Source organism: Bradyrhizobium sp. USDA3516 (assembly GCF_057651995.1).
In genome coordinates this window covers 76,444-90,017 of sequence record NZ_JBYGYN010000004.1, presented here as the reverse complement: position 1 = coordinate 90,017, position 13,574 = coordinate 76,444, and the positions used below count along the sequence as shown (strand labels likewise).

Genomic DNA, 13,574 nt, shown 5'->3' with positions numbered 1-13,574 from the left:
TTGGCCGCTACGAAAACTCGTGATAAACGAGATCTCGTAGTTCAATTACGAGATTTCGCAATGGCAACGACGCCAATGCCCGTCCACGACGATGTGGCCCCAATCATCGACCCGCGCATCGCGGCCTTCGAGTCGTCGGTCGAGGCAATGCTGCTGGTCGATCCCTATGGCGACCAGATCGTCGATGCCAATCCCGCCGCCTGTGCCCTGCTCGGCTACGACCGCGCCTTGCTGCGGCAGACCAGGGCCAGCACGCTCCACGCCGGCGAGCTTGCCGCTCTCACCGTCTTCACCCAGGCCGTGCTGCACAAGGGCGCCTACTGGACCACGGCACTCAATCCCCGCCACGCCACCGGGCAAGATCTCGAGCTCGAATATGCCGGCTGCCTGCTGCCGCATGACGGCCGCGCGCTGCTGCTGCTGACGCTGACCGATCTCGAAGCCCGCCGCCGGCGCAATGTCGATGCCGCCGCCGAGGACCATATGCGCGGCGGCATCTCGACCTGGCAGCGGGTCGAGCGCGTGTTCCAGGACATCGAGCGCGAGAACCAGCTGATCCTGCGCGCCGCCGGCGAAGGCATCTATGGCGTCAACGCCGAAGGCAAGACCACCTTCGTCAATCCCGCGGCCGAGCGGATGCTGGGCTGGACCGCCGAGGAGCTGGTCGGCAAGGAGATCCACCCCATCGTCCACCACACCCACCACGATGGCCGGCACTATCACAACCACGATTGCCCGATCTATGCGGCGTTCCGCGACGGCGCCGTGCACCAGGTCGACGGCGAGGTGTTTTGGCGCAAGGACGGCTCGCCCGCCTGGGTCGAATACACCTCGACCCCGATCCGCGACCGCGGCGTCGTGGTCGGCGCCGTCGTGGTGTTTCGCGACGTCAGCCAGCGCCGCGAGGCCGACGAGAAGCTGCATGCGGCCCTTGCCGAGGTCGACCGTCTGCGGGAGAGGCTCGAGCTGGAGAACGCCTATCTCCAGGAGGAAATCCGCATCGAGACCAATCCGCGCGGCATCATCGGGGGCAGTGAGGCGATCCAGAAGACGCTGCGCCAGGTCAAGCTGGTGGCGCCGACCACCGCGGCGGTGATGATCACCGGCGAATCCGGCACCGGCAAGGAGTTGATCGCGCGCGCCATCCACGAGGATTCCACCCGCAGCGACCGGCCGCTGATCCGCGTCAATTGCGCCGCGATCCCGCGCGAATTGTTCGAGAGCGAGTTCTTCGGCCATGTCCGCGGCGCCTTCACCGGCGCGACGCGCGACCGCATCGGCCGCTTCGAGCTCGCCGACGGCGGTACGCTGTTCCTGGACGAGGTCGGCGAGATTCCGCTCGAGCTGCAAGGCAAGCTGCTGCGCGTGCTGCAGGAAGGCCATTTCGAGCGCGTCGGCGAGGCGCGCACCCGGGCGGTCGACGTCCGCGTCATCGCCGCGACCAATCGCGATCTCAAGCAGGAGGTCCAGCGCGGCCGCTTTCGCGAGGACCTCTATTTCCGTCTCAACGTGTTTCCGATCGAGACCGTGCCCTTGCGCGAACGCCGCGAGGACATTCCCCTGCTGGCCCAGCATTTCCTCACGCGCGAGAGCAAGGCGCTGAAATCGAACCTGCGCCTGTCCGAGGGTGATGCGCGGCGGCTGACCCGCTACGACTGGCCCGGCAATGTCCGCGAACTGCAGAACGTGATCGAGCGCGCCGCGATCCTGTCGCAGAACGGCCGCCTGCGTATCGATCTGCCCGATGCCTCCGGCGCACAAGCGCCGAGCGGCGCCGCCCGCCAGAAGGCCGACGCGCGGCCTGCGATCATGACGTCGTCGGAAATGCGCGACCACGAGCGCGCCAACATCCTGGCCGCGCTCGAAGCCTGCGCCGGAAAAGTCTTCGGCCCCGGCGGCGCCGCCGAGATCCTCGACATCAAGCCGACCACGCTCGCCTCGCGGATCAAGGCGCTGGGAATCGCGCATCGTCCGCAAGGGGCCCATCCTTCGGGGCGCCCGCTTTAGGCGGGCTCCTCAGGATGGGGTCGGAGTGCGCGGCAACAGTATCAACAGACACCGGTGCCGCTTAGCCTCATCCTGAGGAGACCGCGAAGCGGTCGTCTCGAAGGACGAGGCGCGCGCTCAGGCTGCTTTGGTGGTGACGTCCGATGCAATCGGCAGGCCCTGCTCGATCGGCAGCGAGGGATCACGCGACCATTCGTTCCAGGAGCCGAAATACATCCGCACGTCCTTCACCCCGGCGTTTTTCAGCGCCAGGAAGGTGTTCGAGGCGCGTGCGCCCTTGAAGCAGTAGAGATAGACCGGTGTGGTCTGCGAGATGCCGACGGTGGCGCATTCGGCCAAAATCTCGTCCTTGGACTTGAAGCGCGGGCCTTCGGCGGTCGGCTTCATCATCCGGTACCATTCCAGCCACACGGCGCCCGGAATGCGGCCCTTGCGCGGGCAGAAATCCTTGCCATAGGGCGAAGAGCTGTCGCCGATCCACTCGTCGACATCGCGGACGTCGAGGATCGCGATGCCCGGCTTGCCGACAGCCGCGAGCATGGTCTTGGCGTCGATCAGGATCTCGCCCGCTTCAGGCACGATCGCGAAAGAGGCCTTCTCCGGTGTAGGAACATCCTTGGTCACCGGGAAGCCCGCGGCCGACCAGGCGTCGAAGCCGCCATGCAGCACCTTCACCTTGGGATAGCCGAGCATGGTGAGCAGGTAATAGCCGCGGCAGGACTGGCCGAAGCCGGAGTTCATCGACTGTTCGTAGATGACAGCGGTCTCCTTGCCCGACAGGCCGGCACCGCCGAACGCATCGGCGAATTTTGTCTTGAGCTCGGCCATGCCCTCCGGCGTCGAAGTCGCCAGGAATGTAAAGATCTCGTGCACGTTCACGGCGCCCGGCAGGTGCCCGGCGGCGTAAGCATCGGGATTGCGGGTGTCGATGACGACACACGGCTCTAGCTTCAAGAGATCGGCGAGTTCGACGGCAGTGATCAGAACGTCAGTCATGGCAGCCTCTCCGTTGAGGTGGTGGGGTGGACTCGTAGAACTCAGAAATCGGCGAGCATCTTGCGCAGCTGCTTGGTGGCCGGCGTGACGATCGCGACGAAATAGGCCTCGCGCAGGCGCCGCTGCGCGCGGTGGCTCTTGATGTAGCCGCGGGCACCACAATGCAGCATCGCCGCATGCGCCGCCGCGACACTGGCTTCGCCGGCGCGAAGCCGCAGCGCGATCACCTTGCGCCAGTAGGTCTCCTCCTCGTTGTAGGGATCGCGCGCGAGCGCCATGGTCTCGGCCTCGAGCTCGGCGGCGAGCTCGCGGAAATGCACCGGCTGCTGCGGCAGATAGCGGTTGATATGGCCGAGGGGATTGTCGACCTCGTCCATGATGTTGATGCAATCCTTGATCACCCCCAGCGCCATGCCGGCCTGCAGCAGGATGAAGCCGGCGCGGATCTTCTTGACGAAGGGCGCCGCGGGATCGGCGAGGATCAGCTCATCCGGCACGAAAGCGTCGCGGAACTGCACGCCATAGGTGCCGGTGCCGTCCATGGCGAGGAACGGCTTGCACGGCGTCAGCGTGATCGCCGGGTCGGAGCAATCGGCCAGGAACATCACGGTGGCGGGCTCGTCCTCGCGCTCGAAGATGGTGCCGAAGAAATGATCGGGCCCGAGGTTGGAGACCCAGGGCAGCGCACCGCGCACGATGTAGCCGCCCTCGACCTTGCGTCCCTTCAGCTTCAGCTTCTCGATGCCGAAAAAGCTCTTCATCGGATTCGAGAGACCGGTGCCACCGAGCACACGCCCCGTCGAGAATGCATCGCCGAAGCGCTTTGCGAGCTTCACATTGGTGGAATTCGCCGCGTACCAGACCAGCGTATTCTGGCACCAGGCCATGAAGGCCGTGGCACCGCAGACCTCGCCGATCGCCGCCATCGCCTGGATCGCGCAGCGCAGATCGGCGGGGCCTTCGTGCGGCACGTGGCTGCCCCACGCCCCGACCGCGCCGAACTTACGCAGCACCTCGGCCGGATAGACCGTGCCGTCGTCGATTGCAGCGGCGAGCGGCGCGAGCTCTTCGCGCGCGATCCGCGCCACCTCGCCCGCAATGGACGGTGCGGGCTGATCCAGAACGTCGGCCCGCGATAAAGCCAGTGAACCCATGATCGTCTCCCGCACCTGTCCTGATTGCCGTCTGCTAGATGCCGACCTCGAGATTGACCGGCCGGGTGAAGGTGTTGGCGACCGGCGACCATTTCTTCACATGGGCGACCAGTGCGTTGATCTCGTCCGGCGAGATGCCCTCGCATTCCATGTCGACCTTGACGCGGACATCGGTGAAGCCGACCGGCTTGTCGGAGGTGTCGCCGGTGCCCCAGACCGCGGTGATGTTGAGATCGCCTTCGAGCTCGAGCTCGAGCTTGTTGACGGTCCAGCCGCGGTGCACGGCGTTGGCGTGCAGGCCGACCGCAAGGCACGAGCCGAGCGCGGCCAGCGAGGCTTCCGACGGATTGGGCGCGGTGTCGTCGCCCAGAAGACCCGGTGGCTCGTCGACGATGTAGGGCGGCAGGTTGCGGATATAATTGGCGTGGCGGAACTTGCCTTCGGCAACCGTCTTGCACTTCAAGGTCTTGATGACCTTCGGATTTGCCTTGCCGTTGGCAATCAGTTGCTCGAGCCCATTCTTGTCGATGGGCGCGAGGCACCCCGTCAGCACTGTCTTCTGAACGACGGCAGTCATCAATCTTCTCCCTGGCAGAAGTGGAAATCGGCAGGATACCGAACGGTCTGTTTCCTTGCATGGAGCGTGCCAGAGCCCGCCGAAAACGAAATGCGAGGCATTGGAGCCGCTTAGCGATGGCCGCCTGTGGATTGATCAGCCGCCCGCTGCTCAAAGCCGATGCAGATGCGGCTTCCCCTGCGAATCTTTTCAGCGCCAAACAGATGCGGCTTGCTGATGCGGCACGGCTGCGGGTAAGTTCGAGTCCATGGCAAAGACGTCATCGAAGAAGAATTCGCCCCACGCCGCTGCCGGCGACGACGAATCCGCACGCGGTCGCCTCTTGAGCGCGGCGACGCATCTGTTCTGCAAGAACGGCATCAACGCCACCGGCATCGATGCGATCATCGAAGAGGCCGGCACGGCCAAGACCACGCTCTACAAATTGTTCGGCTCCAAGACCAACCTCGTCAACGCGGTGCTGGAGAGCGAAGGCAAGCAATGGCGCGAATGGTTCATCGGCGCCATGGAGCAAGGCGGCGGCGATGCGCAGGCGAAACTCACGCGCATCTTTCCCGCGCTGAAGAGCTGGTTCGCCGAAGAGCGCTTCTACGGCTGCCCCTTCATCAACGCCGTCGGCGAGCACGACAAGGACGCCAAGCAATTCCGCAACATCGCGCTGAAGCACAAGAAGATCGTGCTCGGCCATATCGAGAAGCTCGCCGGCGAGCTCGGCTCGGCCGAGCCCGCGGTGCTGGCGCACCAGCTCGGCCTCATCATCGACGGCGCCATCGTCGCCGCGATGATCTCGCGCGACCCGGGTGTCGCGGATACCGCGGCGCTTACGGCAGGCCCCCTGCTCGGCCAGGCCAAGACGAAGAAGAAGCGCGCGGCGGAGCAGCTGGAGACGGTGTGACGGCTCATCCGCAGCCCGCATGAGCGTAGCGACATGCGGGAACGCCGTCCCGGATATCGCTCCGCTCATCCAGGCTACGAAGATCTCGTAGCGCGCTAAATCGCGATGAGACTTGGATGAATCGTTATCGCGCTTTGGGTTGTTGTTTGAGCATGATCTTTCCGGAAAGCCGCTTCGCACGTTTCCGGATGATGCTTTAGCTGCTCGTCGCCTGCCGCACCGGAGGCGGCTTCCAGGTCCCGTTGATGATCGAGGGCGACTTCTCGTTCGGCCAGTACATCCGCAGCATCAGCACGAACTTGCCGGCCGGTGCGGGGAGCCAATTGCTCTCCTTGTCAGGACCGGGCTTGTCCTTCTGGATGTAGAGATCGACCGAACCGTCCGGATTGGCTTTCAGGTTCTGGCGCGCGCTGATGGACTGGCGGTTGATCGGATTGGCGACGAAGAAGTAGTTCTCGTCATACATCGTGAGTGACCAGAAGCCGGCGACCGGGGGAAGTTGCCCCTTCGGAAAACGCACAACGTACTTGTTGCTGCCGACATACTCCTTCCCGTCGGCATCCTTCTGTGATGTCGGATAGCACGCATCCTGAATTCGGTTGGCGCCGAGTCCGATGGCCGTGACCAAAGCGCGGTTGAAATAGTTGGTGCCGTAGACGCCGGCTTCGGCGTCGAAGGCCCAGCCGTTGATATTCCGGATCGCCTTGTTGACCTTGAACTGGAGCATGATGCGATCGAACGCCACCTGCGGGACCCGCTTGGCGAAGGCAGCGTCGAATTTGCTCGCATCGAAATCCTTGCCGGGGACAAGACCGATCTTCGCGAATTTGGCGACCTCAGGCGCATCCGCGGCGGCCGGGGGATTGCGCTTCATCAATTGCGCGAGAAGAGTGAAATAGGCGGCGGCGTCCATACGGTTGACCTGGTCGCGAACGGCCGTCTTCATGTCGATCGACGCATCGGCCTTGCCTGCCGGCGGCGTGTAGGACTTGCCGTACGCGCTGAGAGGGAAGAGCTTGAACTCGTCCTGTGCCGCATGCACGGCCGCATAGTCTTCCGGCGTGCCGGTGCAGTAGATGCGACCCAGAATCCACACCATGCTCGTGGGTGATTTGTATTCCTTGACGCCGGCGGGAAGCGTTCCCTTCCAGCCCGGGCCGGTGATCGCATAGGTCTGCGCCTTGGTGCCCGTGGTGCGCTTGCCGGGCACCTGGAAGACGTTGGTCCAGCCGTCCAGCATCGGAAACAGGAAATAACGGTCCTTCATATCCGGCATGCTCAGGACCCAGGGCTCGTCTCCCAGGTCGATCCAGGCGGTCGTGTAGAGCGTATCGGCATTGGGTGCGGTGACGTCCCTGAAGCTCGCATCGGGGTATTTGCGGAGCTTGACGAACTGCCCCATCGGCCCGCGCGTGCCTTCCACCGCCGCGACGTTGGTCATGACGCGGCGCGTCATTTCCATCGTCACAAGCGGGTAGCCGAAGATATAGGCGTCCTGGGCGAGCCAGAAATCTTCGCCGCCCTCCAGGGCCCTGACGATAGGACCGTCAAACTCGGCGCGCGCTACGCGGGACATCGCAAGCGTCGAGACGGCGGCGCCGAAGGCCGCAAGTGCTTGGCGACGGCTGATCGACATGTTGGACCCTCCTGCTGGCTCGAACGTAAGGAGCGGAGTTCCACCTTCCTTGACATGCATCAATGAAGTTGGGTGCCCTGCACGCGGAAATCCCGCGCCTCCAGCCACGTGCGCCTACGCCTCGGCCATCCCCATCAACGCCTCGCGAAAAGCCAGCGCGGCTGGTCCGAGCGGCTGGTCCAGCCGGTGCGCGAGATAGGCTTCTGCGGCAACCTGGCTGCGGCGTCCGAGGGCGGTGGTGGCAAGGCGCACGAGGCGCCTTTCCCTCAGGTCGCGCTCGACCTGCCAGAACGGCAGGCGGCCCCAGCCGAGGCCGGCGAGAATCATCGCATGCTTGGTGTCCTGGTTGGTGACCCGGCAGGTCTGGGGCGAAAGCACACCGAACATGCGCCCTTCGGTCAACGGTGTCGGATCGGACAGAACGATCTGCAGATGATCCGCCAGATCCTGAAGGCTGACCTTATTGCGCGATTGCCGCTTCGCCAATGGGTGCTCGACGGAAACGACGGCAACTTGCTCGACCGATGAGATCGCCTCGAGCGCGATCCGCGGGTCGCGGAAATCCTCGCCCACCACGATCGCGAGCGAACTGCGCTTGTCGATCAGCGAGGCGATCGGTCCGCCCAGCGGCTCGACTGCGAGCCTGATCGAAACCGAGGGATAGGCAGCGCGCATCTTCGTCAGTGCCGCACCGACCATGCCGATCGGAAACAATGTGTCGATCGTCAAGGAAAGCTCGAGCTCGACCCCCTCGCCAAGGCCCCGGGCTCTCGACCGCATCGCATCGACTCTGAGGAGAATGTCGCGCGCGTTTGCGAGCAGTGACTGCCCCTCGGGCGTCAGGACTGGCCGATGACCCGTGCGATCGAACAGCGCAACACCCAGCTCGGCCTCCAAATTGGCAATGGCATGGCTGATGGCGGACTGAACACGGGACAGCCGAGCGGCGGCCGACCGAAAGCTTCCGCATTCCGCCACCGTCACGAATGTTCGCAACTGATCAAGCGTCAGCACATCCAGCATGATCTATCCAATCGATCGAACTCATCGATCTTATCGCGCTAGCGCCGATCAAGCACAGATCTATTTTAGTTGCTGGCCCACCCGAGAGAGCGAGGAAGGAAATGACGAAGGTCCTGGTGCTGTACTACTCGTCCTACGGTCACATCGAGACGATGGCTGAAGAGATCGCCCGAGGTGCACGGGAGGCCGAAGCCGAAGTCGCCATCAAGCGCGTGCCGGAAATCGTTCCCGATCACGTCGCACAAAGGGCCGGATACAAGCTCGATCAACGCGCCGACACCGCTGCCGTGGCTGAATTGCCGGGCTACGACGCGATCATCTTTGGCACCCCGACGCGTTTCGGGAACATGGCCGCGCAGATGAAGAACTTCCTCGACCAGTGCGGCGGCCTTTGGTTCGAGAACAAGCTCGTGGGCAAGGTCGGCAGCGTCTTCACATCGACGGGGAGCCAGCATGGCGGCCAGGAAAGCACTATCCTGTCCGTGCACACCGTGTTGCTGCACCTTGGCATGGTCGTGGTCGGGCTGCCCTACACATTCAAGGGACAGATGCGCATGGACGAGGTCACCGGATGCTCGCCCTACGGCGCATCGACCCTCGCCGACGACGGCAGCGGCGGGGATCGTCGTCCCAGCGCCAACGAGCTGGCAGGGGCACGTTTTCAGGGACGGCATGTCGCCGAGATTGCTCGCGCCTTGGCCGCTGCACGCCTCAAGGAGGCGGCTTGATGGCGGCGGCAGCACCCGCCCCGTCCTTGCGAGATCGACACTGGCATGTGGTGAGCATCGTCGTGGGCTCCGGCGTCGTGGCCGCAATCCAGGTGGGGAAGGCCGCCATCGCCACGCCCATGCTGCAAAAGGACCTGGGCCTTGATCTCGCCGCTGCCGGCTGGCTGACCGGGATACTGGCCGTTCTCGGCCTGGTGGGCGGTATCCCCGCGGGCTCTCTCGTGGCTCGCGCCGGAGATCGGCGAAGTCTCATTGTCGGCCTCGGGCTGCTCATCCTCGGAGCCGTCATCGGCGCGCTCGCAACCGGCTACGCGGTGCTTCTCGCGTCGCGCATTTTGGAAGGGGCAGGATTTCTTCTGATCATTGTTGCGGGCCCGGCGATCCTGAACAGAGTAGTCCCATCCGGGCACCAAGACGTTCCGCTTGCCCTATGGAGCTGCTTCATGCCGGCCGGCATTGCGCTCGCGATGCTCGTCGGGACCTTCTTCGGCGACTGGCGCGCTCTGTGGTGGGGCAGCGCCGGTCTTGCGGCGATCGCCATCGCTGCCGCGTGGACGAGTATTCCGGCTGCCCCAAAGCGCATCTCGGCACCGTGGAGACGCACGATGTCGGATGCCATGCGCGTGGCGGCAAGGAAGGGCCCGCTTCTGCTGGCCGGATGTTTTGCCCTGTACAGCCTGATGTTCTTCGCGCTGTTCAGCTTCCTCCCAGTGCTGCTGATGGAGCGGATGAACATCCCCTACGGCACCGCCGGCATGCTCAGTGCTCTCGCCACCGCCAGCAACATCATCGGCAATGTCGCTGCCGGCTACCTGCTCGCGCGCGGTGCCCGGCGTTCAATGCTGCTCGTCGCGGCCTGTCTGGCGATGGGGTTTTCCGCTCCTGGGATCTTCCTGCAGATCCTCGGCGATACGCCCACGCTTCTGCTGTGCATCCTGTTCGCGGCGATCGGCGGCCTGATGCCGGCCGTCCTGATCGCATCGATCCCCTTGCTCGCGCCATCCGCGGCACTCATTCCTGTGGTCACCGGTCTGGTCATGCAAGGCAGCAATCTCGGCCAGGTGGCCGGACCTGTTGCGGTCGGAAGTGCGGTTGAGGCCTATGGGTGGACGGCCGCACTGGCCATCATCCTGATCGCCGCGCTGCTTGCCGCCATCCTCGCCGCATCCGCCCGCTTCGATGACGCCGCGGCCCGCTGAGATTCTACTGTCCCATCATCCCGGCAAGCCGCACCAGCTCAGCCTCCAGATCACGCTCGACATCCGCGGCCCGGATGTCGAGCACGCGATAGTCCCGCGCCTCGAGCCAGCTCCGCCGCGCCGCGCGATCTGCCGCAATCGCCTCCCCCTCGCCCGGGTTGACCAGCTCGATCGCGACCCGGTGCGGGAACGAGACGAAGTCCGGGATGTGGCGCCCCACCGGGGTCTGGCGCTTGAACTGGCCTGCAAAGCGGCGGTCGCGCGTCAGCGCTTGCCAGAGCAGGCGTTCGGCGTCGGTCGGATTGCGGCGGAGCAGGCGGGCAAGGCCGCGCACGGTCGAGCCGCTGTCAGGCACGCCGCCGCCCTGCCCGTGCTCGGCCAGCAGTGCGCGCAGGCGCGTGGCCTGCTCGCCGTCGAGCACGCCGCCCTTGGCCGGTCCCTTGCGCCCCTCGGCGATCGCCATGATCACCCCGTGCAGAGTGTGCATGTCCTGCTTGGTCGGCTCCATCCGGGTGAAGATGTTGCGCAGGTTCACCAGCATGGTGTCGCGCTTCTCGGCCGGGCGCAGGAATTCAACCTTGTCGAGCTCGCGCACGAGGTTGTCGAAGAAGGCCTGCATCTGGTGCTGCGAGGCGCGCTCGGATCTTTCAGGCATGGCGTGCGGCAACGCGCCCGACGTCGCACGCTTGAACCATTCATAGCCCACCAGCAGCACGGCCTGGGCGAGGTTGAGCGAGGCAAAGCCCGGGTTGACCGGGAAGGTGATGATGCGGTTGGAGAGCCCGACCTCCTCGTTGGTCAGGCCCCAGCGCTCGCGGCCGAACAGGATGCCGGCCCTGCCGCCGGTCGCGACGTGCCCGGCGATCTCGGCGGCTGCGGCCTCCGGCCCGACCACGGGCTTGGCCTGGTCGTGGGGCCGTGCGGTGGTGGCGAACAGCAGGTCGAGGTCGGCGACCGCCTCCTCCACCGTGGCGAACAATTCGACCTTTTCCAGGATGTGGTCGGCGCCGGCCGCGGCCCGCTGCGCCGCGATGTTGGGCCAGCCGTCCCGGGGATTGACGATGCGCAAGCGGCCGAGCGCGAAATTGCCCATGGCGCGCGCGGCCATGCCGATGTTCTCACCGAGCTGTGGCTCGACCAGGATCACGATGGGACCGTCGAGGGAAAGGCCGGCCTTGCTCTTGTCAGTCCCCGACATCTCGCTTTGCTTTCACACTGTCTCTCAAGGCCTTGGCGAGGCCGTTTTTGGAAATCGATTCAAGTCCGGCTACCGGCCGGCTCGGGGTGTCCGCCTGTCGTTTGCCTGTCCTGACAAAATTCTCAAGGGAAATAACGGGTTGGATTCGACTTTTAAGTCTCGCCTGGAAGGTGCCCCGAAGGCCTGGCCGAGGGCCGGCCGGGCGCTTCCCGCCTGCGCAAGCTGGATGAGCTAAAAGTGCATAATCCCTTGGCTTTCGCCCGCTGCTATCAGGTGCTAAGAGGCGGCGGATATTCCCGTGGCGCGCCGAAAGCGCCGTTCCCAAGAGGCTTCCCCGATCATGGCAAAAATCAAGGTATCCAATCCCGTCGTCGAGCTCGATGGCGACGAGATGACCCGGATCATCTGGCAGTACATCAAGGACAAGCTGATCAACCCGTTCCTGGATGTCGAGCTGCTCTATTTCGACCTGGGCATGGAATACCGCGACCACACCAACGATCAGGTCACGATCGACGCGGCCGAGGCGATCAAGAAGGTCGGCGTCGGCGTCAAATGCGCCACCATCACCCCGGATGAGGCCCGGGTGAAGGAGTTCAATCTCAAGCAGATGTGGAAGTCGCCGAACGGCACCATCCGCAACATCCTCGGCGGCGTGATCTTCCGCGAGCCGATCATCTGCAAGAACGTGCCGCGCCTGGTTCCCGGCTGGACCAAGCCGATCATCATCGGCCGCCACGCCTATGGCGACCAGTACCGCGCCACCGACATCAAGTTCCCGGGCAAGGGCACCCTCTCGCTGAAGTTCGTCGGCGAGGACGGCACCGTGATCGAGAAGGAAGTGTTCAAGGCGCCCGGCGCCGGCGTCGCCATGGAGATGTACAATCTCGACGATTCCATCATCGACTTCGCCCGCGCTTCGTTCAATTACGGCCTGCTGCGCAATTACCCGGTGTACCTGTCGACCAAGAACACGATCCTCAAGGTCTATGACGGGCGCTTCAAGGACATCTTCCAGGACATCTTCGACCGCGAGTTCAAGAAGGAGTTCGACGCCAAGGGCCTGACCTACGAGCACCGCCTGATCGACGACATGGTGGCCTCGGCGCTGAAATGGTCCGGCGGCTACGTCTGGGCCTGTAAGAACTACGATGGCGACGTGCAGTCCGACACGGTCGCGCAGGGCTACGGCTCGCTCGGCCTGATGACCTCGGTCCTGCTAACCCCCGACGGCAAGACCGTGGAAGCGGAAGCCGCCCACGGCACGGTGACCCGCCATTACCGCGAGCACCAGAAGGGCAAGGAGACCTCGACCAACTCGATCGCCTCGATCTTCGCGTGGACGCGTGGCCTTGCCCACCGCGCCAAGCTCGACAACAACCCCGAGCTCGCCAAGTTCGCGGCCACGCTGGAGAAGGTCTGCGTCGACACCGTCGAGGCCGGCTACATGACCAAGGACCTCGCGCTCCTGGTCGGCGCCGACCAGCGCTGGCTCTCGACCACCGGCTTCCTCGACAAGGTCGCCGAGAACCTGACGAAAGAGCTGGCGGCGTAAGCTGGCCGCAATTTCGCCCGACTGGGCCAGACATCATGAAGGGCCACGCCAAAGCGTGGTCCTTTTTATTTTTGTGGCCCTCGCGCGGACATGCGACCATGGCGATCAAGCCTGCCGTCCCCAGCCTGCTGTTTCTGGCCGCCATGGCCGGGCAAGCCAGAGCCGCTGATCCTCTCCCCGAGGCCATCGCGGCGCCGGGCGAGACCGTCGTGCTCAGCGTCCACGCCGAGGGCGCGCAGGTCTACGAGTGCAGGGCCGGCGGCGACGGCAGGCTCGCCTGGGCCTTCCGCGAGCCAATCGCGACGCTGCTGTCCGAGGGCAAGACGATCGGTCGGCACTATGCCGGCCCGAACTGGGAGCTCGCCGATGGCAGCGCGGTGGCCGGCAAGGCCGCCGGCAACGCCCCCGGCGCAACGGCCGCCGATATTCCCTGGCTGAAGCTGGAGGTCACCGCGCATCGCGGCAATGGTACGCTCACACCCGTCACCACCGTCCAGCGCATCAACACCCATGGCGGCAAGCTCGACGGCCCATGCGAGAAGGCCGGCGAGTTCAAAAGTGCGCCCTACTCCGCCGACTATGTTTTCCTGAAGAAACCCTAACCGC

The 13,574-nt window shown here is 64.7% G+C and carries 12 protein-coding genes; 6 read left to right on the top strand and 6 right to left on the bottom strand.

All coding sequences use genetic code 11. The features are described 5' to 3' along the window. The first annotated feature begins 60 nt into the window (after positions 1-60). Positions 61-2,007, top strand: a complete 1,947-nt coding sequence (locus tag AC24YW_RS14605; RefSeq protein WP_487483402.1) for a sigma-54 interaction domain-containing protein — start codon at positions 61-63, stop codon at positions 2,005-2,007. Positions 2,008-2,124: 117 nt separating this feature from the next. Here AC24YW_RS14605 and AC24YW_RS14600 read toward each other — a convergent pair whose 3' ends face one another. The 3 genes from AC24YW_RS14600 to AC24YW_RS14590 are packed head-to-tail and all read right to left on the bottom strand — an operon-like array spanning position 2,125 to position 4,734. Continuing rightward, positions 2,125-3,003 carry a sulfurtransferase gene (locus AC24YW_RS14600; RefSeq protein WP_487483401.1) on the bottom strand — a complete coding sequence of 293 codons (879 nt, stop codon included), beginning with the start codon at positions 3,001-3,003 and terminating at the stop codon, positions 2,125-2,127. A 41-nt stretch (positions 3,004-3,044) separates the two neighbouring features. Then, positions 3,045-4,157 carry an acyl-CoA dehydrogenase family protein gene (locus AC24YW_RS14595; protein ID WP_487483400.1) on the bottom strand — a complete coding sequence of 371 codons (1,113 nt, stop codon included), beginning with the start codon at positions 4,155-4,157 and terminating at the stop codon, positions 3,045-3,047. 34 nt (positions 4,158-4,191) lie between these two features. Beyond that, positions 4,192-4,734 (bottom strand): OsmC family protein, encoded by a 543-nt coding sequence (locus AC24YW_RS14590; protein WP_487483399.1) that lies wholly within the window; start codon positions 4,732-4,734, stop codon positions 4,192-4,194. Between the two features lie 247 nt (positions 4,735-4,981). Between AC24YW_RS14590 and AC24YW_RS14585 the strand changes: the two genes are divergently transcribed. Then, positions 4,982-5,629, top strand: a complete 648-nt coding sequence (locus tag AC24YW_RS14585) for a TetR/AcrR family transcriptional regulator (RefSeq protein WP_487483398.1) — start codon at positions 4,982-4,984, stop codon at positions 5,627-5,629. Positions 5,630-5,825: 196 nt separating this feature from the next. Here the strand turns inward: AC24YW_RS14585 and AC24YW_RS14580 are convergent, their stop codons facing one another. Continuing rightward, positions 5,826-7,265: a DUF1254 domain-containing protein gene (locus AC24YW_RS14580; protein ID WP_487483397.1), complete on the bottom strand. Its 1,440-nt coding sequence runs from the start codon at positions 7,263-7,265 to the stop codon at positions 5,826-5,828. Between the two features lie 114 nt (positions 7,266-7,379). Continuing rightward, a complete protein-coding gene (locus tag AC24YW_RS14575) occupies positions 7,380-8,288 on the bottom strand; it encodes a LysR family transcriptional regulator (protein WP_487483396.1) in 909 nt (302 codons plus the stop codon). A 101-nt stretch (positions 8,289-8,389) separates the two neighbouring features. Between AC24YW_RS14575 and wrbA the strand changes: the two genes are divergently transcribed. Both wrbA and AC24YW_RS14565 read left to right on the top strand, forming a co-directional pair. Next, the gene (gene wrbA, locus AC24YW_RS14570; protein WP_487483395.1) at positions 8,390-9,016 is read left to right on the top strand and encodes an NAD(P)H:quinone oxidoreductase; all 627 of its coding nucleotides are present in this window, start codon (positions 8,390-8,392) and stop codon (positions 9,014-9,016) included. Next, entirely contained in the window at positions 9,016-10,215 is a 1,200-nt protein-coding gene (locus AC24YW_RS14565; RefSeq protein WP_487483394.1) for an MFS transporter, read from the top strand. The genes wrbA and AC24YW_RS14565 overlap by 1 nt, the downstream gene beginning before the upstream one ends. Before the next feature lie 4 nt (positions 10,216-10,219). Here AC24YW_RS14565 and AC24YW_RS14560 read toward each other — a convergent pair whose 3' ends face one another. Further along, positions 10,220-11,413 (bottom strand): TrmJ/YjtD family RNA methyltransferase, encoded by a 1,194-nt coding sequence (locus tag AC24YW_RS14560; protein ID WP_487483393.1) that lies wholly within the window; start codon positions 11,411-11,413, stop codon positions 10,220-10,222. 340 nt (positions 11,414-11,753) lie between these two features. Between AC24YW_RS14560 and AC24YW_RS14555 the strand changes: the two genes are divergently transcribed. Next, on the top strand, positions 11,754-12,968 hold the full coding sequence (locus AC24YW_RS14555) for an NADP-dependent isocitrate dehydrogenase (protein ID WP_260379893.1): 1,215 nt from the start codon (positions 11,754-11,756) through the stop codon (positions 12,966-12,968). A gap of 98 nt (positions 12,969-13,066) precedes the next feature. After that, on the top strand, positions 13,067-13,570 hold the full coding sequence (locus AC24YW_RS14550; protein ID WP_487483392.1) for a DUF3455 domain-containing protein: 504 nt from the start codon (positions 13,067-13,069) through the stop codon (positions 13,568-13,570). Positions 13,571-13,574 lie beyond the last annotated feature (4 nt).